30 protein-coding genes and 3 tRNA genes are annotated in these 22,996 nt (G+C 65.7%); 18 read left to right on the forward strand and 15 right to left on the reverse strand.

Going from position 1 to position 22,996, the window contains the following annotated elements; translation table 11 throughout:
* The first annotated feature begins 40 nt into the window (after nucleotides 1-40).
* The 9 genes from thrS to ARC63_RS21690 all read left to right on the forward strand — a co-directional run bounded on the left by thrS (nucleotide 41) and on the right by ARC63_RS21690 (nucleotide 7,869).
* Nucleotides 41-1,942 (forward strand): threonine--tRNA ligase, encoded by a 1,902-nt coding sequence (thrS, locus tag ARC63_RS21650; protein ID WP_010486466.1) that lies wholly within the window; start codon nucleotides 41-43, stop codon nucleotides 1,940-1,942.
* Nucleotides 1,943-1,990: 48 nt separating this feature from the next.
* A complete protein-coding gene (gene infC, locus ARC63_RS21655) occupies nucleotides 1,991-2,533 on the forward strand; it encodes a translation initiation factor IF-3 (protein ID WP_005410437.1) in 543 nt (180 codons plus the stop codon).
* A 265-nt stretch (nucleotides 2,534-2,798) separates the two neighbouring features.
* Nucleotides 2,799-2,996 (forward strand): 50S ribosomal protein L35, encoded by a 198-nt coding sequence (gene rpmI / locus ARC63_RS21660; protein ID WP_005410436.1) that lies wholly within the window; start codon nucleotides 2,799-2,801, stop codon nucleotides 2,994-2,996.
* An 11-nt stretch (nucleotides 2,997-3,007) separates the two neighbouring features.
* Nucleotides 3,008-3,367 (forward strand): 50S ribosomal protein L20, encoded by a 360-nt coding sequence (gene rplT / locus ARC63_RS21665; protein WP_005410435.1) that lies wholly within the window; start codon nucleotides 3,008-3,010, stop codon nucleotides 3,365-3,367.
* 194 nt (nucleotides 3,368-3,561) lie between these two features.
* Complete coding sequence (locus ARC63_RS21670) at nucleotides 3,562-4,557, forward strand: phenylalanine--tRNA ligase subunit alpha (protein WP_005417865.1); 996 nt, start codon at nucleotides 3,562-3,564, stop codon at nucleotides 4,555-4,557.
* Nucleotides 4,558-4,678: 121 nt separating this feature from the next.
* Entirely contained in the window at nucleotides 4,679-7,060 is a 2,382-nt protein-coding gene (gene pheT, locus ARC63_RS21675) for a phenylalanine--tRNA ligase subunit beta (RefSeq protein ID WP_057504351.1), read from the forward strand.
* 27 nt (nucleotides 7,061-7,087) lie between these two features.
* The gene (locus ARC63_RS21680) at nucleotides 7,088-7,387 is read left to right on the forward strand and encodes an integration host factor subunit alpha (RefSeq protein ID WP_005410432.1); all 300 of its coding nucleotides are present in this window, start codon (nucleotides 7,088-7,090) and stop codon (nucleotides 7,385-7,387) included.
* Nucleotides 7,368-7,724 carry a MerR family transcriptional regulator gene (locus tag ARC63_RS21685; RefSeq protein ID WP_005410431.1) on the forward strand — a complete coding sequence of 119 codons (357 nt, stop codon included), beginning with the start codon at nucleotides 7,368-7,370 and terminating at the stop codon, nucleotides 7,722-7,724. Before ARC63_RS21680 ends, ARC63_RS21685 begins: the two co-directional genes overlap by 20 nt.
* 68 nt (nucleotides 7,725-7,792) lie before the next feature.
* A tRNA-Pro gene (locus ARC63_RS21690) sits at nucleotides 7,793-7,869 on the forward strand.
* A 68-nt stretch (nucleotides 7,870-7,937) separates the two neighbouring features.
* On the opposite strand, the gene ARC63_RS21695 is transcribed toward ARC63_RS21690, so the two are convergent.
* The 3 genes from ARC63_RS21695 to ARC63_RS21705 all read right to left on the reverse strand — a co-directional run bounded on the left by ARC63_RS21695 (nucleotide 7,938) and on the right by ARC63_RS21705 (nucleotide 9,324).
* Nucleotides 7,938-8,378, reverse strand: a complete 441-nt coding sequence (locus tag ARC63_RS21695; RefSeq protein ID WP_057504352.1) for a GNAT family N-acetyltransferase — start codon at nucleotides 8,376-8,378, stop codon at nucleotides 7,938-7,940.
* Nucleotides 8,375-8,728 carry a DUF6713 family protein gene (locus tag ARC63_RS21700; RefSeq protein WP_010486477.1) on the reverse strand — a complete coding sequence of 118 codons (354 nt, stop codon included), beginning with the start codon at nucleotides 8,726-8,728 and terminating at the stop codon, nucleotides 8,375-8,377. Before ARC63_RS21700 ends, ARC63_RS21695 begins: the two co-directional genes overlap by 4 nt.
* A gap of 86 nt (nucleotides 8,729-8,814) precedes the next feature.
* Entirely contained in the window at nucleotides 8,815-9,324 is a 510-nt protein-coding gene (locus tag ARC63_RS21705) for a DUF3011 domain-containing protein (protein ID WP_010486479.1), read from the reverse strand.
* A gap of 242 nt (nucleotides 9,325-9,566) precedes the next feature.
* Here ARC63_RS21705 and ARC63_RS21710 point away from each other — a divergent pair, with 242 nt between their 5' ends.
* Nucleotides 9,567-9,962: a hypothetical protein gene (locus ARC63_RS21710; RefSeq protein WP_012511691.1), complete on the forward strand. Its 396-nt coding sequence runs from the start codon at nucleotides 9,567-9,569 to the stop codon at nucleotides 9,960-9,962.
* 24 nt (nucleotides 9,963-9,986) lie between these two features.
* Here ARC63_RS21710 and ARC63_RS21715 read toward each other — a convergent pair whose 3' ends face one another.
* Nucleotides 9,987-10,679 (reverse strand): aspartate/glutamate racemase family protein, encoded by a 693-nt coding sequence (locus ARC63_RS21715; protein ID WP_057504353.1) that lies wholly within the window; start codon nucleotides 10,677-10,679, stop codon nucleotides 9,987-9,989.
* An 85-nt stretch (nucleotides 10,680-10,764) separates the two neighbouring features.
* Between ARC63_RS21715 and ARC63_RS21720 the strand changes: the two genes are divergently transcribed.
* The 5 genes from ARC63_RS21720 to ARC63_RS22560 all read left to right on the forward strand — a co-directional run bounded on the left by ARC63_RS21720 (nucleotide 10,765) and on the right by ARC63_RS22560 (nucleotide 13,080).
* Nucleotides 10,765-11,076, forward strand: a complete 312-nt coding sequence (locus ARC63_RS21720) for an ArsR/SmtB family transcription factor (protein WP_057504370.1) — start codon at nucleotides 10,765-10,767, stop codon at nucleotides 11,074-11,076.
* Complete coding sequence (locus tag ARC63_RS21725) at nucleotides 11,076-11,426, forward strand: SRPBCC family protein (RefSeq protein WP_019336884.1); 351 nt, start codon at nucleotides 11,076-11,078, stop codon at nucleotides 11,424-11,426. The genes ARC63_RS21720 and ARC63_RS21725 overlap by 1 nt, the downstream gene beginning before the upstream one ends.
* Before the next feature lie 37 nt (nucleotides 11,427-11,463).
* On the forward strand, nucleotides 11,464-12,072 hold the full coding sequence (locus ARC63_RS21730; protein WP_043035596.1) for an ATP-dependent Clp protease proteolytic subunit: 609 nt from the start codon (nucleotides 11,464-11,466) through the stop codon (nucleotides 12,070-12,072).
* Between the two features lie 98 nt (nucleotides 12,073-12,170).
* Nucleotides 12,171-12,812 carry a LysE family translocator gene (locus ARC63_RS21735; RefSeq protein WP_019336882.1) on the forward strand — a complete coding sequence of 214 codons (642 nt, stop codon included), beginning with the start codon at nucleotides 12,171-12,173 and terminating at the stop codon, nucleotides 12,810-12,812.
* A gap of 94 nt (nucleotides 12,813-12,906) precedes the next feature.
* On the forward strand, nucleotides 12,907-13,080 hold the full coding sequence (locus ARC63_RS22560) for a DUF1328 domain-containing protein (RefSeq protein WP_006380555.1): 174 nt from the start codon (nucleotides 12,907-12,909) through the stop codon (nucleotides 13,078-13,080).
* A 22-nt stretch (nucleotides 13,081-13,102) separates the two neighbouring features.
* Here ARC63_RS22560 and ARC63_RS21740 read toward each other — a convergent pair whose 3' ends face one another.
* From ARC63_RS21740 to ARC63_RS21755, 4 genes are all read right to left on the reverse strand, one after another.
* The gene (locus tag ARC63_RS21740) at nucleotides 13,103-13,435 is read right to left on the reverse strand and encodes an SMR family transporter (RefSeq protein ID WP_005410423.1); all 333 of its coding nucleotides are present in this window, start codon (nucleotides 13,433-13,435) and stop codon (nucleotides 13,103-13,105) included.
* 13 nt (nucleotides 13,436-13,448) lie between these two features.
* The gene (locus ARC63_RS21745; RefSeq protein ID WP_057504354.1) at nucleotides 13,449-14,018 is read right to left on the reverse strand and encodes a TetR/AcrR family transcriptional regulator; all 570 of its coding nucleotides are present in this window, start codon (nucleotides 14,016-14,018) and stop codon (nucleotides 13,449-13,451) included.
* Nucleotides 14,019-14,106: 88 nt separating this feature from the next.
* On the reverse strand, nucleotides 14,107-14,340 hold the full coding sequence (locus ARC63_RS21750; RefSeq protein WP_057504355.1) for a DUF1653 domain-containing protein: 234 nt from the start codon (nucleotides 14,338-14,340) through the stop codon (nucleotides 14,107-14,109).
* A 12-nt stretch (nucleotides 14,341-14,352) separates the two neighbouring features.
* On the reverse strand, nucleotides 14,353-14,625 hold the full coding sequence (locus ARC63_RS21755; protein WP_057504356.1) for a hypothetical protein: 273 nt from the start codon (nucleotides 14,623-14,625) through the stop codon (nucleotides 14,353-14,355).
* 402 nt (nucleotides 14,626-15,027) lie between these two features.
* Between ARC63_RS21755 and ARC63_RS21760 the strand changes: the two genes are divergently transcribed.
* The 3 genes from ARC63_RS21760 to ARC63_RS21770 all read left to right on the forward strand — a co-directional run bounded on the left by ARC63_RS21760 (nucleotide 15,028) and on the right by ARC63_RS21770 (nucleotide 16,300).
* Nucleotides 15,028-15,234: a hypothetical protein gene (locus ARC63_RS21760; RefSeq protein ID WP_010486505.1), complete on the forward strand. Its 207-nt coding sequence runs from the start codon at nucleotides 15,028-15,030 to the stop codon at nucleotides 15,232-15,234.
* Between the two features lie 131 nt (nucleotides 15,235-15,365).
* A complete protein-coding gene (locus ARC63_RS21765) occupies nucleotides 15,366-15,929 on the forward strand; it encodes a DUF3011 domain-containing protein (protein WP_010486507.1) in 564 nt (187 codons plus the stop codon).
* Nucleotides 15,930-16,096: 167 nt separating this feature from the next.
* On the forward strand, nucleotides 16,097-16,300 hold the full coding sequence (locus ARC63_RS21770; protein WP_005417823.1) for a hypothetical protein: 204 nt from the start codon (nucleotides 16,097-16,099) through the stop codon (nucleotides 16,298-16,300).
* A gap of 100 nt (nucleotides 16,301-16,400) precedes the next feature.
* Here the strand turns inward: ARC63_RS21770 and dxs are convergent, their stop codons facing one another.
* The 7 genes from dxs to ARC63_RS21805 form a co-directional block, all read right to left on the reverse strand.
* Complete coding sequence (gene dxs / locus ARC63_RS21775) at nucleotides 16,401-18,308, reverse strand: 1-deoxy-D-xylulose-5-phosphate synthase (RefSeq protein ID WP_057504371.1); 1,908 nt, start codon at nucleotides 18,306-18,308, stop codon at nucleotides 16,401-16,403.
* Nucleotides 18,309-18,413: 105 nt separating this feature from the next.
* Nucleotides 18,414-19,079 carry an HNH endonuclease gene (locus ARC63_RS21780; RefSeq protein ID WP_019336875.1) on the reverse strand — a complete coding sequence of 222 codons (666 nt, stop codon included), beginning with the start codon at nucleotides 19,077-19,079 and terminating at the stop codon, nucleotides 18,414-18,416.
* A 329-nt stretch (nucleotides 19,080-19,408) separates the two neighbouring features.
* Nucleotides 19,409-21,199: an acyl-CoA dehydrogenase C-terminal domain-containing protein gene (locus tag ARC63_RS21785; protein WP_057504357.1), complete on the reverse strand. Its 1,791-nt coding sequence runs from the start codon at nucleotides 21,197-21,199 to the stop codon at nucleotides 19,409-19,411.
* A gap of 65 nt (nucleotides 21,200-21,264) precedes the next feature.
* Complete coding sequence (locus ARC63_RS21790; protein WP_010486516.1) at nucleotides 21,265-21,741, reverse strand: LEA/WHy family protein; 477 nt, start codon at nucleotides 21,739-21,741, stop codon at nucleotides 21,265-21,267.
* 162 nt (nucleotides 21,742-21,903) lie between these two features.
* Entirely contained in the window at nucleotides 21,904-22,455 is a 552-nt protein-coding gene (locus ARC63_RS21795) for a lipocalin family protein (protein WP_053443327.1), read from the reverse strand.
* Between the two features lie 161 nt (nucleotides 22,456-22,616).
* Nucleotides 22,617-22,692 (reverse strand) — tRNA-Phe (locus tag ARC63_RS21800).
* A 73-nt stretch (nucleotides 22,693-22,765) separates the two neighbouring features.
* Nucleotides 22,766-22,841: transfer RNA gene (locus tag ARC63_RS21805), tRNA-Phe, on the reverse strand.
* Nucleotides 22,842-22,996 lie beyond the last annotated feature (155 nt).

Below are 22,996 nucleotides of genomic sequence, written 5' to 3' on the forward strand. Positions count from 1 at the left end.
TTTCCAGCCCGCCCAGCGGGCCCCGCACGAAGCCACTCCGATGATCAACATTACCCTCCCCGACGGCAGCCGCCGCGAGTTTGAAAACCCCGTCAGCGTCATGGACGTCGCCCAGTCGATCGGTGCCGGCCTGGCCAAGGCCACCATCGCCGGTGCCGTGGATGGCGTGCTGGTCGATGCCAGCGACGTCATCGACCACGATGCCAGCCTGCGCATCATCACCGCCAAGGACGAGGAGGGCGTGGAGATCATCCGCCACTCCTGCGCCCACCTGGTCGGCCACGCGGTCAAGCAGCTGTACCCGGATGTGAAGATGGTGATCGGCCCGGTGATCGCCGAAGGCTTCTACTACGACATCTACTCCGAGCGCCCGTTCACCCCGGACGACATGGCCGCGATCGAGAAGCGCATGGGTGAACTGATCGCCCAGGACTACGACGTCATCAAGAAGATGACGCCGCGCGCCGAAGTGATCGAGATCTTCAAGGCCCGTGGTGAGGACTACAAGCTGCGCCTGATCGAGGACATGTCCGACGACATCCAGGCGATGGGCATGTACTACCATCAGGAATACGTGGACATGTGCCGCGGCCCGCACGTGCCGAACACGCGCTTCCTGAAGGCCTTCAAGCTGACCCGCATCTCCGGCGCCTACTGGCGTGGCGACGCGCAGAACGAACAGCTGCAGCGCATCTACGGCACCGCCTGGGCGGACAAGAAGCAGCTTGAGGCGTACATCAAGCGCATCGAGGAAGCCGAGATGCGCGACCACCGCCGCATCGGCAAGCAGCAGGACCTGTTCCACCTGCAGGAAGAAGCGCCGGGCCTGGTGTTCTGGCACCCGAAGGGCTGGGCGCTGTGGCAGGTGGTCGAGCAGTACATGCGCAAGGTCTACCGCAACAGCGGCTACGGCGAAGTGCGCTGCCCGCAGATCCTGGACGTGAGCCTGTGGAAGAAGTCCGGCCACTGGGACAACTACCAGGACAACATGTTCTTCACCGAATCGGAGAAGCGCACCTACGCGGTCAAGCCGATGAACTGCCCGGGCCACATCCAGGTGTTCAACCAGGGCCTGCACAGTTACCGCGACCTGCCGATCCGCTACGGTGAGTTCGGTTCCTGCCACCGCAACGAGCCGTCCGGCGCGCTGCACGGCATCCTGCGCGTGCGTGGCTTCACCCAGGACGACGGCCACGTGTTCTGCACGGAAAACCAGATCGAGTCGGAAGTGACGGCCTTCCATCAGCAGGCGCTGGCGGTCTACCAGCACTTCGGATTCGACGACATCCAGATCAAGATCGCCCTGCGCCCGGAATCGCGCCTGGGTGACGATGCGACCTGGGACAAAGCGGAGGGCGCGCTGCGCTCGGCGCTGACCGCCTGTGGCGTGGAATGGCAGGAGCTGCCGGGCGAGGGTGCCTTCTATGGCCCGAAGATCGAGTACCACCTGAAGGACGCCATTGGCCGTACCTGGCAGCTGGGCACCATGCAGGTCGACTTCATGATGCCGGGCCGCCTGGGCGCCGAGTACGTGGACGAGAACAGCCAGAAGAAGCACCCGGTCATGCTGCACCGGGCCATCGTCGGCTCGATGGAGCGCTTCCTGGGCATCCTGATCGAGCACCATGCCGGCCAGTTCCCGGCCTGGCTGGCCCCGACCCAGGTGGTGGTGGCCAACATCACCGACGCCCAGGCCGACTACGTCTCGGGCGTGACCAAAACCCTTGCGGAGCAAGGCTTCCGCGTCAGCTCGGATTTGCGTAACGAGAAGATCGGCTATAAAATCCGCGAGCATACGTTGCAGCGCGTGCCCTACCTGCTGGTCATTGGTGACCGCGAGAAGGAAAATGGGGCTGTGGCGGTGCGTACGCGTTCTGGCGAAGATCTGGGCAGCATGAGCCTGCAGGCCTTCATCGAGCGGCTCCACGCCGAGGGCGCGTAAGCAAAGGTCCGGTCCGGGCGCACAGGCACCCGGACCGGTTCGATACCCTTGGGAGAACGTAATATCAGCACCCCTGACAACAAACAGAACCGCAAGAATCAGGAAATCCGTGTGCCGCGCGTCCGCGTGATCGGCAGTGACGGAGAAATGATCGGCGTGTTGTCGCGCGACGAAGCGCTGTCCATGGCCGAAGATGAAGGCCTGGACCTGGTCGAAATCCAGCCGCAGGCCGATCCGCCGGTCTGCAAGATCATGGACTTCGGCAAGTTCAAGTTCGAAGCGCAGAAGAAGGCCAGCGAGGCCAAGAAGAAGACCAAGCAGGTCGAGATCAAGGAAGTGAAGTTCCGTCCGGTCACGGACGAGGGCGACTACCAGATCAAGCTGCGCAAGATGCGCGGGTTCCTTGAGGATGGTGACAAGATCAAGGTCAACATCCGCTTCCGTGGCCGTGAAATGAGCCACCAGGAACTGGGCCGCGAAATGGCCAACCGGATCGAGACCGATCTGGGCGAGGACATCGTCATTGAATCCCGTCCGCGCCTGGAAGGGCGTCAGATGGTCATGATGATCGCGCCGAAGAAGAAGACCTGAGGCCTGACGGGCCGCCCTCCGGGGCGCCTGGCTGAACGGTTCAGGGTGAAGGGGCGCCATCGGCGCCCCTTCGCTTTTGCGGCATGCCGGTGAATTGCCGTGAAAGGGTTGCAGGGGCTGGTGGCAGGGCGGTTTTGCCTGTATCATGCCCGGCTCGACCCACCCAGGACGGGTCGTACGCCGATCATGGCAGGACGGAAAGAGCGGCCCAGGCCGCCGCCAGATCAGTCAGAAACCAGGGTCATATCCCATCAAGGACATTGCAATGCCCAAGATCAAGACCAACCGGGCAGCGGCCAAGCGTTTCCGCAAGACCGCCTCGGGCAAGTACAAGTGCGGCCACGCCAACCGTAGCCACATCCTCACGAAGAAAGCGACCAAGCGTAAGCGTAATCTGCGTCAGACGGGCCATGTCCGTGCAGAAGACGCAGGCCGTCTGGACCGCATGCTCCCTTACCTCTGAGGAACTGAAAAATGGCACGAGTTAAGCGTGGCGTACAGGCGCGTCGCCGCCACAAGAAGATTCTGGATCTCGCCAAGGGCTATTACAACGCCCGTCGCAAGGTCTTCCGCGTCGCCAAGCAGGCGGTCATCAAGGCTCAGCAGTACGCCTACATCGGCCGTAAGCAGAAGAAGCGCAACTTCCGTTCGCTGTGGATCACCCGTATCAATGCGGCTGCCCGCATCAACGGCCTGAGCTACAGCCGCTTCATGAACGGTCTGCTGAAGGCCGGCATCACCCTGGATCGCAAGGTCCTGGCTGACATCGCCGTGCACGACGCAGCCGGTTTTGCTGCGCTGGCCGAAAAGGCCAAGGGCGCGCTGGCGGCATAAGTCCTTCCCGATGCCGTAACCGTTCACTCGGAACGGTGTCAGGTCAAGGCAATGCATGGGGAAGGGCGCAAGTCCTTCCCCATTCTTTTTTGGGTCCCGGCGAGGCCACGATGGCAGCGCGGGGACGGCGGTGGCGACAGGGGTCGGCCCTTCGCGCATCGCGATGGCAGATCGACTGGAGTTCCGCCCCCCCCATGAGCGACATCCAATCCCTCACCACCCAGGCGCTGGCCGATGTGGCCGCCGCACAGAGCCCCGACGTGCTGGAACAGCTGCGCGTGGCCCTGCTTGGCAAGAGTGGCAGCATCACCTCGCAGCTCAAGCAGCTCGGTGCCCTGCCGGCCGACGAGCGCAAGGCCGCCGGTGAAGCGATCAACCAGGCCCGTGACGCGCTGACCCGCGCGCTGGGTGAGCGCAAGGCGCTGCTGGAAGACGCGGCACTGGATGCGCGCCTGGCCGCCGAAGCCATCGACATCACCCTGCCGGGTCGCAACGGCGACCGTGCCGGCCTGCACCCGATCACCCGCACCCTGGAGCGCATCACCGGCATCTTCGGCCGGCTGGGCTACGAGCTGTCGGAAGGGCCGGAGATCGAGGATGACTGGCACAACTTCGAGGCGCTGAACTTCCCGCCGCACCACCCGGCGCGCGCCATGCACGACACCTTCTACTTCGGCGACGGACGCCTGCTGCGCACGCATACCTCCGGTGTGCAGGTGCGCTACATGGGCGACCACGCGCCGCCGCTGCGCATGATCGCCGCCGGCAAGGTGTACCGCAGCGACAGCGACCAGACCCACTCGCCGATGTTCCACCAGGTCGAAGGCCTGCTGGTGGACGAGCATTCGACCTTCGCCGACCTGAAGGGCACGCTGGCCGAGTTCGTGCGCGCGTTCTTCGAGCGCGACTTCGAGATGCGTTTCCGTCCCAGCTACTTCCCGTTCGTTGAACCGGGTGCGGAAGTGGACATCGCCTGGCAGCAGCCCGATGGCAGCACCCGCTGGCTGGAAGTGCTCGGCTGCGGCATGGTCCATCCGAACGTGCTGCGCAATGTCGGCATCGATCCGGAGCGCTACACCGGCTTTGCCTTCGGCATGGGCGTGGAGCGTTTCGCGATGCTGCGCTACGGCGTCAACGACCTGCGCGCGTTCTTCGAGAACGACGTGCGGTTCCTGAAGCAGTTCGCGTAAGCCGCAACCGTGTAGAGCCGAGCCATGCTCGGCTGCTTTTCTGGATGGACGCCTCCTTGCGCATGCGCTGGGCGACCACAAAAACCGCAACGGGAGGCACACCTCCCACCAGGGTGACACCATGAAATTCTCCGAAAACTGGCTGCGCAGCCACGTCCCGACCTCCGCCTCGCGCGATGAGCTCAGCGCGGTGCTGACCGCCATCGGCCTGGAAGTGGAAGAGGTGACCGCGCTTGGCGAAGGCCTCGAGCACGTGGTCGTGGCGCGCATCGTCGAAGCGGTGCGCCATCCCGAAGCCGATCGCCTGCAGGTGTGCAAGGTCGATGCCGGGCAGGGCGAGCTGCTGCAGATCGTGTGCGGCGCGCCGAACGCGCGCCCGGGCCTGGTCGCGCCGCTGGCGATGGTCGGCGCGCAGATCGGCGAGCTGAAGATCAAGCCGGCCAAGCTGCGCGGCGTCGAGTCCAACGGCATGCTGTGCTCGGCCAAGGAGCTGGGCCTGGACAACGATGCCTCCGGCCTGCTGGAACTGCCGGACGACGCACCGGTCGGCCAGTCCCTGGTCGAGTATCTGGGGCTGCCGGACGCCAGCATCGAGATCAAGCTGACCCCGAACCGTGCCGACTGCTTCAGCCTGCGCGGCATCGCCTACGACGTCGCCGCCGCCACCCGCAGTGAAGTGCTGGACTTCGCGGCCGACGCCATTGCGCCGGTCGGCAGCCGCGAACTGTCGATCCAGCTCGACGCCGGCGCCGAAGCACCGCGTTACCTGGGCCGCGTCATCGAAGACGTCAACGCCGCTGCCAAGACCCCGCTGTGGATGGCTGAGCGCCTGCGCCGCAGCGGTGTGCGTCCGGTCTCGCTGCTGGTCGACATCACCCAGTACGTGATGCTGGAGCTGGGCCAGCCGATGCATGCCTACGACCTCGGTACCCTGCAGGGCAGCATCGCCGTGCGCCGTTCGCGCGCGGGCGAGAGCCTGAAGCTGCTGGACGGCCGCGATGCCGCACTGGACGACAGCTTCCTGGTGGTTGCCGATGCTGACCGTGCGGTCGGTCTGGCCGGCCTGATGGGCGGCTTCGATACCCGCGTCACCGACGCGACCACCGCCGTGTTCCTGGAAGCTGCGCACTTCGCGCCGGCCGCGATCATGGGCCGTGGCCGCAAGCTCGGCCTGCACACCGATGCCGGCCACCGCTTCGAGCGTGGCGTCGACCCGGCATTGCCGCGCACCGCCATCGAATACGCCACCCGCCTGGTGCTGGACCTCGCCGGCGGTACCCCGGCGCCGGTCACCGAGGCCGTGCGTGCCGATGACCTGCCGCAGCCGGCGACGATCGTACTGCGCCGTGCTCGCATCAGTCGCGTGCTGGGCATCACCATCGACGACGCCGAAGTCGAGCGCATCCTGCGCGCGCTGGGCATGGACGTGGCTGCGACGGCCGAGGGCTGGCAGGTCGCCGCGCCGAGCCGTCGCTTCGACATCGCCATCGAAGAAGACCTGATCGAAGAACTGGCCCGCATCCACGGTTACGAGCAGATCCCGACCACGCTGCCGGGCGGTGCCTCGCGCGTGGCGATGCCGAGCGAGACCCAGCTGGACGCGCTGAGCGTTCGTCGCCAGCTGATCGCCCGCGACCAGCAGGAAACCGTCAACTTTGCCTTCGTCGACGACGCGCTGCTGACCCAGTGGCAGCTGCGCGATGGCCTGGTACCGCTGGCCAACCCACTGTCGGCCGAACTGGCGGTGATGCGCCCGTCGCTGCTGCCGGGCCTGGTCGCCACGCTGGGCCGCAATGCCGCGCGCCAGTTGGGTCGCGTGCGCCTGTTCGAGCTCGGCCGGGTGTTCACCCAGCAGGCCGGAGATGGCCAGCCGGCGCCGCTGGAAACCCCGCGCGTGGCCGCTGCGGTCTGCGGTGATGCGCAGGCGGTGCAGTGGGGCCTGCCGACCCGCAAGGTCGACTTCCACGATCTGAAGGGCGACCTGGAATCGCTGGCCGCTGCCAGTGGCGCGCAGCTGGAGTTCCGTCCGTCGGCCCGTCCTTACGGCCACCCGGCGCGCTCGGCCGAGGTGTTCCGCGATGGCGTGGCGATGGGCTGGATCGGCCAGGTCCATCCGCGCCTGGTCAAGGCGATGGACATCGAATCCGACGTCTACGCCTTCGAACTGGATCTGGAACCGCTGACCGCCCGCCGCCTGCCCCGTGCCGGCGAGCTGTCGCGCTTCCCAGCGGTGCGTCGCGACCTGGCGTTCCTGGTGCCTGAACAGGTGGCCTGGGCCGATCTGGCGGCGACCGTCCGCCAGGCCGCCGGCCCGCTGCTGCGCGACCTGAACCTGTTCGACCGCTATGTCGGCCAGGGCGTCGAGCCGGGATTCAAGAGTCTCGCTATGGGCTTGATTTTGCAGGACAAGTCGCGCACTCTGACGGACCGCGACGTGGATGCGGTGGTGGCCGAGGCGGTCACTGCCATCGAGCGTGAACACCACGCCCGGATCCGCGGCTGAGCGGGCAGCACTCGGGGGTAGCAGGCAATGGCATTGACCAAGGCGGAGATGGCGGAAAAGCTGTTCGACGAAGTCGGTCTGAACAAGCGGGAAGCCAAGGAATTCGTCGACGCGTTTTTCGATGTGCTGCGTGAAGCATTGGAACAGGGACGTCAGGTGAAGCTGTCGGGCTTCGGTAATTTCGATCTGCGGCGCAAGAACCAGCGCCCGGGTCGCAACCCCAAGACCGGCGAGGAAATTCCGATTTCCGCCCGTACGGTGGTCACCTTCCGTCCGGGCCAGAAGCTCAAGGAGAGGGTGGAAGCTTATGCTGGATCCGGGCAGTAACCGCGAACTACCGCCGATCCCGGCCAAGCGCTACTTCACCATCGGTGAAGTCAGCGAGCTGTGCGACGTCAAGCCGCACGTCCTGCGCTACTGGGAAACCGAGTTTCCCAGCCTTGAGCCGGCCAAGCGCCGAGGCAACCGCCGCTACTACCAGCGCCATGACGTGCTGATGGTGCGGCAGATCCGCAGCCTGCTGTACGAACAGGGCTACACCATCGGTGGTGCACGCCTGCGTCTGGACGGCCCCGATGCCCGCGAGGAATCGGCGCTGAGCAACCAGATCATCAAGCAGGTACGCATGGAGCTGGAAGAAGTGCTGCAGTTGTTGCGCCGCTGATCCCATTTCCATCGTAATCCGCTATACTTCACGGCCCGCCGCACTGGCGGGCACATCGCAGCATCAGTCGGGGCGTAGCGCAGCCTGGTAGCGCATCTGCCTGGGGGGCAGAGGGTCGTCGGTTCGAATCCGGCCGTCCCGACCACTGTGATGAATCAAGAAGCCTGCGCAGCAATGCGTGGGCTTTTTTGTGCGCGCTGCTGATGCCGATGATCAGTCTTCAGCGAAGCGGTAGATCAGCTCCGGGTCGCCCTCATCCAATCCGTGCACGATGCCGCTGTCGATGAAGCCCGACGCAACGAGCAGGCGCTGCATGCCGATGTTGGAGGCATTGGTCGAGGTGAACAGCTTGCCGCGACCGCGCCGTGCGATCGCGTGTCGCAGCAGTGCGGTACCAATGCCGTGGCCGCGGCGTTCGCGCGCCACCATCAGCATCTCGACGAAGGCCTCGCCGAAGAAGTGGTGATGCATGACCAGGTAGCCGACGACCCTGCCGTCCTGCTCGGCGACATACACGCCGCCGTGTGCCAGCCAGTTGCCAATCTGCATGATCCGCTCTGGATCAATGGCTGCCACGCTGTCGAGCGCGATCAAGGCATCCGCGTCCTGGGGGCTGCCGTTACGCAGGCGCGGAGAACGGGACGTCCGGCTCATCGCGGGCGGAGCTGCAGCAACAGACCGCCACCCGATACAAAACAGGCGAGCAGGACGATGATCGACAGCGGCAGGTGGAATTCATTGCGACCGAGCAGGGCAAACGCCAGGTGGATCAGCGCCGTGCCAATGCCGAGCGCGCCACAAACCAGTGCATAGCCGCGCGCCGTGGATGTACCCAGCAGGGCATGGCGATAACCCCAAAGCACGGCGCCGACTGCGAACAGGTTGAACAGCAGGAAGCCCTGGATGCCGCCGGGCACATGGAACATGGTCCATTCCTGCCAGAACGCAGCGTCGATCTGATGCAGGATCAACGCCAGCAGCGTCGCCAGATACCATCGTTCCATGTCGTGCTCCCTGCCATGCAGGCCATAGTCTATCGACTCCGCCTTGCACGCACGCCTACGCGTTGCAGCCAGCGCGTGGCAGGCAGTCAATACACCCGGAACTCGGCACGGCAGCCGTCGCTGACCCACACGCCGCGACGGTCCCAGCCCCAGTTGCGGTCCTCGATGCAGGTCGTCACCGATTTCTGCTTGACCAGCCGTACCTCGTGACGAACGCGAATCCGGCACTCCTTGTCCTTGTTCTCGTAGGACTCGCAGACCAGGCGTTCACCCTCGTTGTCGCGGTCACGGCCGCGGCCACGTCCCGGCCAGCGCCCGTATCCATCGGCGACGAACTCGGCGCGGCAGCCGTCGGTCACCCATAACGTGCGGCGGCTCTGGCCCCAGTTCTGGTTCTCCACGCAGCGGGTGACCGACAGTTGCCTGGCCAGGCGCATCGGGCCCTCGATGGGGCATTGCTCGGTCTTGTTGAACTGGGATTCGCAGCGCAGCGCTGGAATGTGATCAGTGTCGTAGTCCTGGGCGGCCACGGCGGTGGCGGCCAGCAGCAGGACAAGGGCGGCGCCGGTGATCGGCAGCAGCGGGCGAAGGGTCATAGGGAGCCTCGAGCGTGGATTCGGGCGGCAAGAATGACCCAGCACGAGGCCGTCGGAACGCATCGTTCCGGATGTGGCTCAGTAAGGATTTAGTAGTGCGCACGGGCCCATGCAGAGGCTTACATCCCGTATCATCGCTGCACATCCGATCGCATCGGTTTACACCTTCTTACATGTCTTCCACGCCTGTCGGCGCAGCCTGTGGCTGCCGTCACTGGTGTGCGGGCGGCCTGTGGGGGAGGATGCGCGGACCACGACGACCACAGGGGGTTGCGTTGATCAGCAGTACCGTCATTCATCGCTCGGCCGACGCAGGCGGCGCCGAGGTGCGGGTCCTGGACACCACGTTCAAGGGCAAGCATGTGTTCATTGCCTGGGGCCTGCGCGGGCCGGAACTGACCCGCAGCGCGGACCCGGCTGCGACCGTGGCCGCACGCAAGGCGCTGCACGCGGTTGCCGGCCACAGCGAAGGGCCGCGCAGCCCGGAAGTGTTCATCGCCAACCAGTCGGCGGTGGCGATCACGGTCTATCGCCTGCTTACCGAAGCGCGCTCCGGCGATGCCATCTTCTTCCTGTGCGATTCCCAGGCGGTGGTCGAGTGGCTGATCACCGCGCTGGAAGTGCAGGGCGCGGACTGATTCCGCGCTGCACCGAAGGCAGGATCAGGCCAGTGCTGCGTCCACGGCAGCCCGCGCATGCAGGGCAGTGGTATCGAACAACGGCACTGAACTGTCCTCCGGGCGTACCAGCAGCATGATCTCGGTGCAGCCAAGAATGATCGCTTCGGCACCGCGCGCCACCAGTCGCGCGATCACGCCGGCATAGACCTGTCGTGAGTGCTCGCTGACCACGCCGGCAATCAGCTCCTGGTAGATGATGTCGTGCACGCTGCGCCGGTCATCGGTATCGGGCACCAGCACTTCCAGATCGAAGCGATCCTGCAGCCGGCCGCGGTAGAAGTCCTGCTCCATGGTGAAGGCGGTGCCGAGCAGGCCCACCTTGCGTGCGCCTGCCTGCACGATGGCCTGGGCGGTGGGGTCGACGATATGCAGCAGCGGCAGTGGGCAGGCCGCCTCGATGCGGTCGGCCAGCGTGTGCATGGTGTTGGTGCAGACCAGCAGCAGATCGGCACCACCGGCCTGCAGGCGTCGTGCGGCGTCGACCATGTGGTCGCCCAGTGCATCCCAGTCGCCGTCGTGCTGCAGCTGCTTGATCGGGGCGAAGTCCACCGACCACAGCAGCAGCTGCGCGGAGTGCGCGCCACCGAGGCGCTGCCGTACGTCCTCGTTGATGAGCCGGTAGTACTGGGCCGAGCTTTCCCAGCTCATGCCGCCGATCAGTCCAAGGGTCTTCATGCATTGCTCCAGGGAAGAGGCTGTCATTGCAGCACAGCAGATCGGAGGGTTGCATTAAACATTAGTGGATACTAATGTATTGATCATGATCGAGAACGCCCTGTTCAAGGCGCTGGCCGACCCCACCCGCCGCCATATCTACGAAAAGCTGGCCGAGGGCGGGCAGCATGCCAGCGCGCTGCGCGAGGGCATGGCGATCAGCCAGTCTGCGATGTCCCAGCACCTGGCAGTGCTGCGCGATGCCGGACTGGTGCATGAGCAGCGCCAAGGCCGCTTCGTCCACTACGAGGTCGATCCGCGCGGGCTGGCCCACATCGGCCGCTGGTTGCAGCGCTACCGGGCCTACTGGCCGGCGCGGATGTCCGCACTGCAGAACCTGCTGGAGGAGATGGACTGATGGACGACGTTCTGAACGAAGCGGCTCCCGCCTTGGTGATGGAGCAACGGCTGCCAGCGCCACCGGGACGGGTCTGGCGCGCACTGTGCGATCCAGCGCTGCGTGAGCGCTGGTTGCCTGCAGCCGATCTTGCCGACCCGCAGCCCTGCCTGTGCGAGGAAGGACGGGAGCTGGGGTTCCACTTGCGCGATGCGCAGCCCCCACATCTGCACAGCCTGGTGTGTTTCCAGCTGCGCGCGGATGACAGTGGGGGGACGGTGCTGACCATCGTGCATCGGCTCACCGACCTGCGCGCGCCGCTGCCGTTGGCCGCCAACGACGATCATCGCACCATGATGCGCGCGGCCTGAGGTGGCGCCTCAATCCCACCGGACAAGGAGCAGGCACATGCCGGACAGAATGCAGCTGGTACCAATGGTGGTGGAGCGCAGCGAGCGGGGCGAGCGCTCCTATGACATCTACTCGCGGCTCCTGCGCGAGCGCATCATCTTTCTCAACGGCGAAGTCGATGACGCCGTGTCGGCGCTGGTCTGCGCGCAGTTGTTGTTCCTGGAATCGGAAAACCCGGAGAAGCCGATCCATCTGTACATCAACTCGCCGGGTGGGGTGATCTCCAGCGGCCTGGCGATGTACGACACGATGCAATACATCTCGGCCCCGGTGCATACGCTGTGCATGGGCACCGCACGGTCGATGGGTTCGTTCCTGCTGATGGCCGGCGAGCCCGGTCACCGCGCGGCGTTGGCCAATGCCAGCCTGCACGTGCACCAGCCGCTGGGCGGGGTGCAGGGCCAAGCTTCGGACATCTTCATCCACGCCGAGGAGATGCAGCGCACCAAGCAGCGCATCACCCGACTGTATGCGCAGCATTGCGGACGCAGTGTCGAGGAAGTCGAGCAGACCTTGGACCGCGATCGTTTCATGAGTGCCGAGCAGGCATGCGAATGGGGCCTGATCGACCAGGTACTGGTACGGCGCGACGCGCTCGCTGCCTGAGCCAGCCTCTGTAACCACCACATCCACGCTGTGCTGTATGTGCCGCGCGCTGCAGGCGCGTTCTATGCTGGTTGCGTCTTCTGAAGTGGATGTGCGCTATGGCCCTGCATACCTGGTGGTGGTTCCTGGCCACGGTGTTTGTTCTGTGTGGCACGCCGGGGCCGAACATGCTGCATATCCTCGGCCGCAGCGTCGGACTCGGCTTCCGCGGCAGTGTGCCGGCGATGGCCGGCTGCCTGCTGGCGATGCTGCTGGTGCTGGCCGCGTCCGCTGCTGGCCTGAGCGCATTGCTTCATTCCTCGCCGATGCTGTTCGAAGTGCTGCGCTATCTGGGTGTGGCCTACCTGGCCTGGCTGGGCCTGAAGGCATGGCGCGATAGTTGCCGTCCCGCGCCTGCGGTGACGGTGGATGCCGCACTGCCGATGACGCCGACGCTTGGTGCCTGGACCGTGTTCCGTGGTGGCCTTCTGGTGGGCCTGAGCAATCCCAAGCTGCTGCTGTTCGCGGCGGCGTTCCTGCCGCAGTTCGTCGATCCGTCACGCGGCCAGGCACTGCAGTACAGCGTGCTGGTGGCCACCTTCGCCGCCTGCGAACTGTTCTGGTACGTGATGTATGCAGCCGGTGGCCATGGCCTGCGCCGCTGGCTGGCCAAGCCGTTTGCGCGACGCTGGTTCGAGCGGCTGGTGGGCAGCGTGTTCCTGGCGTTTGCCGTCGCGCTGCTGCGCTTCCGTCCGCGCTGATTCACGCCGCGCACGCGGCCTGTTCACGACTGCCGCATCGGCCACGGCCTAGCCTGATCATCCAGTACGCAGTCCCTGCGGGGAAAGGTTTGACATGATCAAGTGGGCCATCATCTTCGCCATCATCGGCGTCATTGCGGGCGTGCTCGGCTTCGGTGGCATTGCCGGTGCCGCGGTCGGCATCGCCAAGTTCCTGTTCTGGGCCGGCATCATCATCGCCGTGGTGCTGTTCCTGCTCGGCATGACCGTAGCGAAGAAGGTCAGCTAGCGTTGATCGCGCAGCAGCGTGCTCAATGTGCGCTGCTGCGCGAGAACAGATTGATCACCAGTACACCGGCGCAGATCAGGCCGATGCCGATCAACGCGGGTGCATCCAGGCGCTGCTTGAACACTACCAGCCCGATCAGCGAGATCAGCACGATGCCGACGCCGGACCAGATCGCGTAGGCGATGCCGGTCGGAATCGACTTCATGGTCATCGACAACAGGTAGAAGCACAGCCCGTAGCCGACCAGCGCGCCCAGCGTCGGCGCCAGCCGGCTCATGCCGTCGGATGCCTTCAGCAGTGATGTGGCAATCACTTCCAGCACGATGGCGGCAGCAAGGTAGAGGTAGGGATTCATTGCGCGCTCCAGCTCACGGGTCGCACAGTTTCAGGGCCTGCTCGGCCATGGCCAATGCGTTGGCACGTTCCTCCTCGTCCAGCGGACGCCCATAGGCCGTGGCCCAGTAGCCATCGGCAGCGCAGCGCGCCGCGTACAGCCGGGGATCGTTGGCTTCGCCGGCGAATTCGGCCAGCATCGCACGCTTCCAGGTGCGCCAATGCGCGAGCAGGGCCGGTTCCATCAGGTTGCCGAGGGTCAGGCCGATGTCGTTGTCCTGCTCCTGCTGCAGCAGATGCTCGAAATTGGCCTGCACATAGGCGCGGCTGAAACGGCCATGGCCTTCGGGATTCTCCTGCAGCAGGGCGCGTACCCGCGTTTCGAACTCGCCGATGAGCGCTCCGACGGCTTCATCCACCAGTGCCTGCTTGCTGCTGAAATGATGGAACAACGCACCCTTGCTGACACCAGCGGCCTGCGCGACGTCCTGCACGGTCAGCGCGGCCAGGCCGTTACGGCCGATCACTTCAATGGTGGCCTGCAGCAGTGACTGGCGCACGCTGTCGGGCGCCTTGCGGCGCGAACGGGAGGGGGATGCGGACATGGTGGGAAGAAACCGACTGGACGGTACGATTGTAGCGCAGGCCCGCTGTGTTGCCGCGCGCTGCCGGCCTGGACCGGCAGCGGAACCGTCATGCGTCGACGCGGGCGAAACGTGGTTGCGGTCCGTGCTCGCCGGGCAACTGCTCGACGAACATGGCGTACGGGCGTACCCACAGGCCGCCTTCGCCATACAACGCGCGGTACAGCACCATCGGCTGCAGGGTCTCGCTGCTGCGGACGATGTCCAGCACTTCGTACTCGCCGCCCTTGAAGTGGCGGTAGCGGCCCGGGGCCAGGGTGGGGAGCGGACTCAGCTCAGCCATGGTGGGCGCGACTCACTTGCGCGCCGGGCTGGCCGGCTTTGCGCAATAGGCGTTGATGGCTTCGGCGGTGTTGGCCAGGCCCTGTGCCTGCGCCAGTTCCCACGGGCGTTCGCAACGCTGGCTGTGCTCGCACCACTGGTAGCCGGCCGAACCGATGCAGCCATGCGCATCGCGATCACCGCCGACCATCGGCGTGGCTGTCGCTTCGGCGTGCGTGGGTGCCTTGTCCGGGCTGGCGCAGGCGACCAGGACCAGTAGCGCGGGAATCAGAAGAAGGGATTTCATCGGCGGAGCTCCGTGCCTAAAGCAACAGTGTCGGCCGCAGGAAAAATGGCAGCAAGTGCTCAGTGCAGGGCGGCGCGGATCAGTTCCTCGATCAGCACCAGATAGCTGGCCACGAAGTAGAACTTCAGCAACGTCCAACGCTGCTGCGAGAAGAAGGTGCGCATGTGGAAGGGGCCCCTGTTGGTGATGGTAGTGTGAAGCTCTGTCAACTCCGTGACAAGGGTCACGAAAGGGATTCACTAAACGGCCTCAGGGATGTGAGGGCGGGGCGGTCTGACAGTCCGGCGCGGCATTTTCGTACAAATCTGATAGGCCATCCCGGAGGTGCTCGCTAGCCTGATGGTGTACCGGCGCTCAGGGCCTTCCGCTGCCGGCATGCCTTCATTCCGCAGGAGTCTTCCAATGGTCATTACCGTTCAATGCAACGCCCGGCACTGGTCCGTACTGGATCCGCAGGCGCATGACGCCACCCGTTATGCACGGGGCGCCGAGGCTTTCGATGTCGCTGCGGCGCGGGCCCTGGAGCACCACCGCCGTACCGGCCAGCGCAGCACGGTACGGGTCGAGGCGCTCGGCAATTCGGTGGACGCACTCCACGTCGGAAGTTGACACCACCGGCCGAGGCGCAGTCAGCCACGGTTGAGTTGTTTGAATGGGGAAAAAACCGCCGTGGGGCGCCCCCTGTGCGCCGCGCCACGAATCCCCGATGCTTGCGCCATCGTATTCATCCGGAGATCCCGATGGGCAAGGCACTCACCTGGCGCACCCTGGCCTGCACCCTGCTGCCAATGCTGGCGGCCGCGGGCGGCGCGCAGGCGCAGAGCTATGGTTACGGTTATGACGACGATCGCTACGGCGGTCGTGATGGCGGCGGCATCGTACGCTGCGAATCGATCAAGAACCGCAGCAATGAATGCCGCCTGGAAGGCCGTGCCCGGATGATCCGCCAGTTGTCGGGCTCGCCGTGCGTGGAAGGCGAGACCTGGGGACAATCGCGCTACGGTGTCTGGGTTACCCAGGGCTGTCGTGCCGAGTTCGTTGGCGAGTACCGCCGCGGCGGTGGCTGGGGTGGTGGCCATGGCAACGGCTGGGGCAATGGTGGCAATGGCTGGGGTGGGGGTGAGGTGATCACCTGCCATTCCAACGGTCATCGCCAGGAGTACTGCGATGCGCGCATCCGTCGTGGTGTGCGCCTGGTCCGCCAGGATTCACGCAGCGCCTGCATCGAGGGCCAGACCTGGGGCTGGGACCGCCGTGGCATCTGGGTCAGCGACGGTTGCCGGGCGCAGTTCCAGGTGAATTGAGCACGCGCCTCGAAAATCAGAATAATCTGATACAGCTCACATTTTGAACGTCGTATCTTCTGCGATCAGGGCACCTCTGCGTGCCCCTGATCCGCCGCGATGAAGTCTGCCGTAACCGGCACGCCCATCCCGCCACCGTCGATACGCTGCCTCAAGGAGTGAGCTGCATGTTGATCCGCCTGCAATGCGAGCAACGCCAATGGCGCGTGCTGCACCCGGACCGGCCGGAACCGATCGAGTTCCGCGATGGTGCCCGGGCCTACGATTTCGCTGAAACCCTTGCACGCCTCCACTTCGTCGACACCGGGCAGCGCGCTGCGGTGCGGGTGGAGGCCAGCGGCGCGTTCGTGGAAGCGGTCAGCTACGGCTGAGGGCTGGGGCTCCCTGATCTGTCCCCACGCATGGCGTGGATCGACCCCTGTTCCGCAGTGGATCCACGCCATGCGTGGATCCACCGGGTGGTGACCGGTCTCAGCCTGCCGCGCTGAGCGGCGGGGTCCCGGCAGCCAGCTGCGGCCAGCGCTTGAGTACGGCCGCGCGGATGCCTGCGGCGTCGATGCCGGCTTCGGCCAGCAGGTCCTCGCGGCTGGCGTGGTGCTGGTAGCTGTCGGGCAGGCCCAGGTGCAGGATCGGGCGCAGCACGCCTTCGGCATTGAGCAGCTCACCGACGCCGGAGCCGGCGCCACCGGCCACCACGTTGTCTTCGATCGTCACCAGCCCCTCGTGCTGGGCGGCGACAGCCAGCACCAGCTCGCGGTCCAGCGGCTTGATGAAGCGCATGTTGACCACGCTCAGGCCCAGTTCGCGGCCAACCTGTTCGGCGGCGGCCACGGTGCTGCCGAAGGCGAGCAGGGCGATACGACTGCCCTGCAGGCGCAACTCGCCCTTGCCGATCGGCAGGGTGGACAGGTCGGTGCCGGCAGCCACGCCGGTGCCGGTGCCGCGCGGATAGCGCACGGCGGCTGGGCCCGGGTGCTGCAGGCCGGTGCTGAGCATCTGCCGGCACTCGGCCTCATTGGATGGCGCCATCACCACCATGTTCGGAACGCAGCGCAGGAAGCTCAGGTCGAGGTTGCCGGCATGGGTCGCACCGTCCGGGCCGACCACACCGGCGCGGTCAATGGCGAACAGAACATCCAGGTCCTGGATGGCCACGTCATGTACCAGCTGGTCGTACGCGCGCTGCAGGAAGGTCGAATAGATCGCCACCACCGGCTTGCCCCCCTGGGTCGCCATGCCGGCGGCCAGCGTGACCGCGTGCTGTTCGGCAATCGCCACGTCGAAGTAGCGCTGCGGGAATTCCTTGCTGAAACGCACCAGGCCGGAGCCTTCGCGCATCGCCGGGGTGATGCCGTACAGGCGCGGCTCGGCGGCGGCGGCATCGCACAGCCAGTCGCTGAACACGTCGGTATAGGTGGGCTTCTTGGCGCCAGCCTTGGCCACCAGGCCCTTGTCCGGATCAAACGGACCCACCGCGTGGTAGCCGATCTGATCGCCTTCGGCCGGCTCGTAGCCCTTGCCCTTTGTCGTCATCACGTGCAGCAGCTTCGGGCCCTTGGAGGCGCGCAGCGTCTTCAGCGTGGACAGCAGGGCGGGCATGTCGTGGCCGTCGATCGGGCCGGTGTAGTGGAAACCCATTTCCTCGAACATCGTGGACGGCACGAACATGCCCTTCCAGTGTTCTTCCCAGCGCTTCACGAAGCGCGCCGGGTTGTTCTTCTTGTCGCCGAGGATCTTCTTGCCGCCTTCGCGCAGTGCATTGAGCGTGCGGCTGCCGGTAGCACGGCCGAGCATCTTGGTCAGGCCGCCGACCGCCTCGGAGATCGACATGTTGTTGTCGTTGAGGATCACCAGCAGATTCGGTTCCGGCTCCATGCCGCCGGCGTGCATCAGCGCTTCGAAGGCCATGCCGGCGGTCATCGCACCGTCACCGATCACCGCAACGACCTGGCGGTTGTCGCCTTCGGACTGGCGAGCGATGGCCATGCCGAGCGCGGCCGAGATCGAGGTCGACGAATGGCCGACGCCGAAGGTGTCGTACTCGCTCTCTTCACGCTTCGGGAACGGTGCCACGCCGTCCTTCTGCTTGACGGTGTGGATCTCGTCGCGGCGACCGGTCAGGATCTTGTGTGGGTAGGTCTGGTGACCGACGTCCCAGACCAGCTGGTCCTGCGGGGTCTGGTACAGGTAGTGCAGGGCCACGGTGAGTTCGATCACGCCCAGACCGGCGGCGAAGTGGCCGCCGCTCTTGCCCACCGACTCGATGAGGTAGGCACGCAGTTCGTCGGCGACCGCCCTCAATTCGGATTCGTCGAACGTGCGCAGGTCATCCGGTGTCTGGATGCGCGCGAGGCGGGGATAGCGGGCAGAGTCGATCATCATGTTCGCACTTGTTCTGAACGCCCATTTTCGCCCTCAAACGGGGGTGGGGCAAGCAAACGCCGCCGCCCGTGACAGGACGGTGAGGGTTGCATTTTCGGCGATTCAGGTGCTCAGTTTTGAGCGCTTCGGCAATTGCGCCTTCAGGAAGGCCATCTGGTCGGCCAGGATGTTGCGGTTGGACAGGATCAGATGCTCGATCCAGCTGGGCCGGTAGGGCACCGCCAGCAGTGGCATTCCGGCCTGCTGCGGGGTGCGGTCGCTCTTGCGCGAGTTGCAGTGGAAGCAGGCGGTGACCACGTTTTCCCAGCAGTCCAGGCCGCCCTTGGACAGCGGCATGACGTGGTCGCGGGTGAGCGTGGGGCGGTTGAACTGCTGGCCGCAGTACATGCACAGGTGGGCGTCGCGGGCGAACAGGGCCGGGTTGGTCAGGTTCGGCGTCGGGTCGATCGCGCGGGAGCGGGCGTGGCCGCGCGCGGCGATGATCGGGTGCAGGTCCATCCCGCTCTGCAGGCCGCTGAAGCGGTTTGTGCCGCCGTGGATGTGCAGGCAGGGATCGCCGAGTGTCCAGGCGACGGCTTCGCGGGCGTAGAGGCACGCCGCATCCTGCCAGGTGATCCAGTCCAGTACGCGTCCGTGGGCATCAAGCGAGAGCAGCCGGACCGAACCGGGGCGATGCAGCGTCGTGGCGTTGGGCGATGCTTCGGCGCCCGGAGCAGAAAACGGAGCTCCGGCTTCGATCAGACCCAAGCGTGTAGTGTCTGTCTCCATCGGGAGAACAGCTTATACCTGAATCATTGCGATTTGGGTATCGCCCTGTGGGCGAAACCCAAATCGCAAGATTCAGGTCCGCGCATTCCTCCTATCCCCCGCACCTGTCGGTGCGCCCCCCTTAACAAAGGGGGGCTCTTCTCCAGAGGGATTTCGGTGGTTTTCATCCACGCGTGGCGTGGATCTACGCAGATCGCGGGGAACTGTCAGAGGCGGGGCGGCGTGTCCTGCCAGCCCACACCGCCCCGCCATCCACCGGGATCCAGCTGTTGCTATTGAGGTTGCCGGCCGGCGGCCGGCACTACCGCGGGTGCCGGGTGCAGCCCGACTCAGGCGCCGAAGCGCTCGTCGTCCATGGCCATCAGCGGGGCGGCGCCGGCCTGGATGGCGGCGGCATGGCTGAGCGTGCGCGGCAGCACGCGGGCGAAGTAGAACCGCGCGGTCTCGCGCTTGCCCTGGGCGAAGGCGGCGCCGTGCGCGCTGGCATCGGCGGCGGCCACGCTGCGGGCCCACCAGTAGGCCAGAACCACGTACCCCGAATAGAACAGGTAGTCGTAGCTGGCCGCACCCAGTTCGTCCGGGTTGGCGGCCGCGCGCTGCAGCACGTCCAGGGTCAGCTTGCCCCATTCGGTGGCCTTTGCGCGCAGCGGGCCGATGAACTCGGCCAGCGCTTCGTTGCCCTCGTGTTCCTTGGCGAAGGCTTCGATCTCGGCCAGCATCAGCTTCAGGCCGGCGCCCTGGCTGGACGCGGTCTTGCGGCCGATCAGGTCCAGTGCCTGGACGCCGGTGGTGCCTTCATAGAGCGTGGTGATGCGGGCGTCGCGCGCAAGCTGCTCCATGCCGTGCTCGCGGATGTAGCCGTGGCCACCGAAGCACTGCAGGGCGTTGTAGGTGTTCTCGATACCCCACTCGGTCTGGCAGGCCTTGGAGATCGGGGTGAGGAAGCTCACCAGGGTGTCGGCGCGCTCGCGCTCGGCGGCGTCCTCGGCATGGTGGGCGACATCGATCAGGGTGGCAGCGTGCAGGGCCAGCAGGCGGCTGCCCTCGACCAGCGACTTCACCGTCAGCAGCATGCGACGCACATCCGGGTGGACCAGGATCGGGTCGGCCGGCTTGTCCGGGAACTTGGCGCCGCTGAGGGCGCGCGACTGCAGGCGCTCACGGCTGTACTTCAGCGCGTTCTGGTAGGCGCGCTCGGACAGGCCAATGCCCTGCAGGCCCACACCCAGACGCGCGGTGTTCATCATGGTGAACATCGCCTGCAGGCCCTTGTGCGGCTGGCCGACCAGGTAACCCTGCGCACCATCGAAGTTCATCACGCAGGTGACCGAACCCTTGATGCCCATCTTGTGCTCGATCGAGCCGCAGCGCAGTGCATTGCGCTCGCCGACGTTGCCATCGCGGTCAACCTTGAACTTGGGGGTGACGAACAGCGAGATGCCCTTGGCGCCCGGAGGGGCGTCAGGCAGCTTGGCCAGCACCAGGTGCACGATGTTGCCGGTCAGGTCGTGCTCGCCAGCGGTGATGAAGATCTTGGTGCCGGTGATCGCGTAGCTGCCATCGGCATTCGGCTCGGCCTTGGTCTTGAGCAGGCCCAGGTCGGTGCCGCAGTGCGGCTCGGTCAGGCACATCGTGCCGGTCCAGCGGCCTTCGATCAGCGGCTTGAGGAAGGCTTCGTGCTGCCAGGCTTCGCCGTGCTGCTTCAGCGCTTCGATGGCGCCGTGCGAGAGCAGCGGGAAGTTGCCCCACGCCAGGTTGGCGGCGTTGATCATTTCGTTGAGCGGCACGCCCAGGGTGTGCGGCAGGCCCTGGCCGCCCAGCTCCGGCGAGGCGGTCAGGCCGGTCCAGCCGCCATCGACGAACTGGTCGTAGGCCTGCTTGAAGCCGGGCGGGGTGGTCACTTCACCGGTGGCCTGGTCGAGCGCGCAGCCGATCTCGTCGCCGACGCTGTTGAGCGGGGCCAGCACGGTGGCGCTGAAGCGGCCGGCTTCTTCCAGCACGGCATCGACCACGTCGGCGGTGGCGTCGGTGAAGCCCAGGCGGGCGAACAGGGGTTCGACCTTGAGCACGTCGTGCAGGGCGAAACGGAGGTCGGAAAGCGGGGCGGTGTAGCTGCTCATCGGTACGTCTCGATTTGATCAGGGACAGGGGGAGCGGCGCCGGGCGCCGCGGCGGAAAGCGGGAGTCAGCGCAGCACGCCCGGCAGGCCCGGGGCCTGGTTGAGGGTGCTGCGGCTGCTGATGTCGAAGCTGCGCTGCTTCTTTTCCTGCGGCGTGGCCGCCACCGTTCCCTTCAGGCCGTAAGCCAGGGTGCGGTTGCTGGCCAATGCGTCGGCCACCACCAGGCGTGCGGCCGAGCTGGGCACCAGGTCGACATTGATGACATCGGCCGAGGTGCCGCCGATGGAGATGCCCGGCTTGGCCTGCAGGGTGCCGGCGTCGCTGTCGCCGACGGTCAGCGCCAGCGCGACGTCATCGAAGGTCATGGGCATGGAGCTGTAGTTCTGCAGGCGCAGGGCCACGGTCCAGTTGCCGTCGGCGCGCACGGTCAGCTGCTGCAGGCTGGCCGCCGGTTCCGAAACACGCTTGACGATGCCGTTGTTGCAGGCAACAAGGGCGAGGGTGCACAGGACGATCAAGGCGATACGGAAGCGGTGGAGCATGGGCGCAGGTCCTCTGGAGGGGTGCGTTGGATAAGCATACTACGGCGTATGGTCGTTTGGATCGCCTGTGGCGACCCGTCGCAGAGGGTAGCGCGTGAAGATGGCGGCCGGGCGTGCGCAGCGCCGGATGGCGCACGCGTGGTGCGCTGGATGCCGGGCGGTTCAGTCGGCGGGCGTATCGCGAATCGGGGCCATCAGGCGCAGTGGGCCGAGGTCGTAGCCCATGGCTTCGGCTTTTTCTTTCAGCTGTTCGAACCGGGCGCGATCCATTTCCGGCAGGCGCGAGAGAATCCACAGGTACTTGCGGTCCGGTTCACCGACCAACGCCCACTGATAGTCCGGATCCAGTGCCAGGACCCAGTAGTCGGCCCAGACCAGCGGCACCCAGCTCAGCCAGTCCGGCACGAAGCGCACCTGCAACTGGCCGGGATGGCCGGCGACCGGGCGTGCTACGCCTTCAGCAACCACACGTTCTCCGTCGCCGTTGCGGCAGGCGTTGGTGACACTGATGCGGCCATCGCGGCGCAGCCCGTAGTTGGCGGTGATTTCGCCGACGCACTGCTTCTGGAATGACACCGGAAGATGCGCGATCTCGTGCCACTGGCCGGCATAGCGATCGATGTCCAGCGTGTCGACCGCGCGCACCGGCTCGGCGGCGATCACCGGCAGGGCGGCCAGCAGCAGGCAGGCGAGCAGGGCGGGGCGCAGATGCATCGACAGGCTCCAGGCAGGAGTCTGGAGCGTAGGTGCCGCGGCGCGCGGCGGTGTAAATGTTTCGTCAACCGGACGGCGGTGGGCTGGCATGTATCGAGGCCAGGAGGGGGATCGCAGATCGCAGACAAAAAAAGACCTGCATTTCTGCAGGTCTCTGAAGATGGTGGCCGAAGACGGAATCGAACCGCCGACACGGGGATTTTCAATCCCCTGCTCTACCAACTGAGCTACTCGGCCAAATTGTGTGGCAACCGTCATCAAACCCGGTTTCCGGAAAAAAAAGACCCGCATTTCTGCAGGCCTTCGAAAGTGGTGGCCGAAGACGGAATCGAACCGCCGACACGGGGATTTTCAATCCCCTGCTCTACCAACTGAGCTACTCGGCCACATGTTTCGTTGCAGCGAGGTCGCTGCCAAGGACGCGTATATTACGGAGATCGGCTGCCTTCGGCAAGCGTTTTGCCAAGATTTCTTCACATTGCCGTCTGCGCGCTCGCAAGTGCTTGATCCTCCGTCGTGGGGCAGGGCGTGGTCAGTCGAT

The sequence above is a fragment of the Stenotrophomonas geniculata ATCC 19374 = JCM 13324 genome, from assembly GCF_001431625.1.
GTDB classification, from domain to species: domain Bacteria; phylum Pseudomonadota; class Gammaproteobacteria; order Xanthomonadales; family Xanthomonadaceae; genus Stenotrophomonas; species Stenotrophomonas geniculata.

What these genes read in the sequence shown, in the direction of transcription:
- thrS (WP_010486466.1), top strand. Translation starts at nt 41, where the DNA reads ATGATCAACATTACCCTCCCCGACGGCAGCCGCCGCGAGTTTGAAAAC.
- ARC63_RS21710 (WP_012511691.1), top strand. Translation starts at nt 9,567, where the DNA reads ATGCGCGGACCACGACGACCACAGGGGGTTGCGTTGATCAGCAGTACC.
- dxs (WP_057504371.1), bottom strand. Translation starts at nt 18,308, where the DNA reads ATGATCGACTCTGCCCGCTATCCCCGCCTCGCGCGCATCCAGACACCG.
- ARC63_RS21740 (WP_005410423.1), bottom strand. Translation starts at nt 13,435, where the DNA reads ATGAATCCCTACCTCTACCTTGCTGCCGCCATCGTGCTGGAAGTGATT.
- ARC63_RS22560 (WP_006380555.1), top strand. Translation starts at nt 12,907, where the DNA reads ATGATCAAGTGGGCCATCATCTTCGCCATCATCGGCGTCATTGCGGGC.
- ARC63_RS21790 (WP_010486516.1), bottom strand. Translation starts at nt 21,741, where the DNA reads ATGCTCCACCGCTTCCGTATCGCCTTGATCGTCCTGTGCACCCTCGCC.
- ARC63_RS21745 (WP_057504354.1), bottom strand. Translation starts at nt 14,018, where the DNA reads ATGTCCGCATCCCCCTCCCGTTCGCGCCGCAAGGCGCCCGACAGCGTG.
- ARC63_RS21785 (WP_057504357.1), bottom strand. Translation starts at nt 21,199, where the DNA reads ATGAGCAGCTACACCGCCCCGCTTTCCGACCTCCGTTTCGCCCTGCAC.
- ARC63_RS21760 (WP_010486505.1), top strand. Translation starts at nt 15,028, where the DNA reads ATGGTCATTACCGTTCAATGCAACGCCCGGCACTGGTCCGTACTGGAT.
- ARC63_RS21685 (WP_005410431.1), top strand. Translation starts at nt 7,368, where the DNA reads ATGCTGGATCCGGGCAGTAACCGCGAACTACCGCCGATCCCGGCCAAG.
- ARC63_RS21715 (WP_057504353.1), bottom strand. Translation starts at nt 10,679, where the DNA reads ATGAAGACCCTTGGACTGATCGGCGGCATGAGCTGGGAAAGCTCGGCC.
- ARC63_RS21735 (WP_019336882.1), top strand. Translation starts at nt 12,171, where the DNA reads ATGGCCCTGCATACCTGGTGGTGGTTCCTGGCCACGGTGTTTGTTCTG.
- ARC63_RS21725 (WP_019336884.1), top strand. Translation starts at nt 11,076, where the DNA reads ATGGACGACGTTCTGAACGAAGCGGCTCCCGCCTTGGTGATGGAGCAA.
- ARC63_RS21670 (WP_005417865.1), top strand. Translation starts at nt 3,562, where the DNA reads ATGAGCGACATCCAATCCCTCACCACCCAGGCGCTGGCCGATGTGGCC.
- ARC63_RS21720 (WP_057504370.1), top strand. Translation starts at nt 10,765, where the DNA reads ATGATCGAGAACGCCCTGTTCAAGGCGCTGGCCGACCCCACCCGCCGC.
- ARC63_RS21770 (WP_005417823.1), top strand. Translation starts at nt 16,097, where the DNA reads ATGTTGATCCGCCTGCAATGCGAGCAACGCCAATGGCGCGTGCTGCAC.
- ARC63_RS21695 (WP_057504352.1), bottom strand. Translation starts at nt 8,378, where the DNA reads ATGAGCCGGACGTCCCGTTCTCCGCGCCTGCGTAACGGCAGCCCCCAG.
- ARC63_RS21750 (WP_057504355.1), bottom strand. Translation starts at nt 14,340, where the DNA reads ATGGCTGAGCTGAGTCCGCTCCCCACCCTGGCCCCGGGCCGCTACCGC.
- ARC63_RS21705 (WP_010486479.1), bottom strand. Translation starts at nt 9,324, where the DNA reads ATGACCCTTCGCCCGCTGCTGCCGATCACCGGCGCCGCCCTTGTCCTG.
- rplT (WP_005410435.1), top strand. Translation starts at nt 3,008, where the DNA reads ATGGCACGAGTTAAGCGTGGCGTACAGGCGCGTCGCCGCCACAAGAAG.
- rpmI (WP_005410436.1), top strand. Translation starts at nt 2,799, where the DNA reads ATGCCCAAGATCAAGACCAACCGGGCAGCGGCCAAGCGTTTCCGCAAG.
- ARC63_RS21765 (WP_010486507.1), top strand. Translation starts at nt 15,366, where the DNA reads ATGGGCAAGGCACTCACCTGGCGCACCCTGGCCTGCACCCTGCTGCCA.
- ARC63_RS21780 (WP_019336875.1), bottom strand. Translation starts at nt 19,079, where the DNA reads ATGGAGACAGACACTACACGCTTGGGTCTGATCGAAGCCGGAGCTCCG.
- ARC63_RS21700 (WP_010486477.1), bottom strand. Translation starts at nt 8,728, where the DNA reads ATGGAACGATGGTATCTGGCGACGCTGCTGGCGTTGATCCTGCATCAG.
- ARC63_RS21755 (WP_057504356.1), bottom strand. Translation starts at nt 14,625, where the DNA reads ATGAAATCCCTTCTTCTGATTCCCGCGCTACTGGTCCTGGTCGCCTGC.
- ARC63_RS21730 (WP_043035596.1), top strand. Translation starts at nt 11,464, where the DNA reads ATGCCGGACAGAATGCAGCTGGTACCAATGGTGGTGGAGCGCAGCGAG.
- pheT (WP_057504351.1), top strand. Translation starts at nt 4,679, where the DNA reads ATGAAATTCTCCGAAAACTGGCTGCGCAGCCACGTCCCGACCTCCGCC.
- ARC63_RS21795 (WP_053443327.1), bottom strand. Translation starts at nt 22,455, where the DNA reads ATGCATCTGCGCCCCGCCCTGCTCGCCTGCCTGCTGCTGGCCGCCCTG.
- ARC63_RS21680 (WP_005410432.1), top strand. Translation starts at nt 7,088, where the DNA reads ATGGCATTGACCAAGGCGGAGATGGCGGAAAAGCTGTTCGACGAAGTC.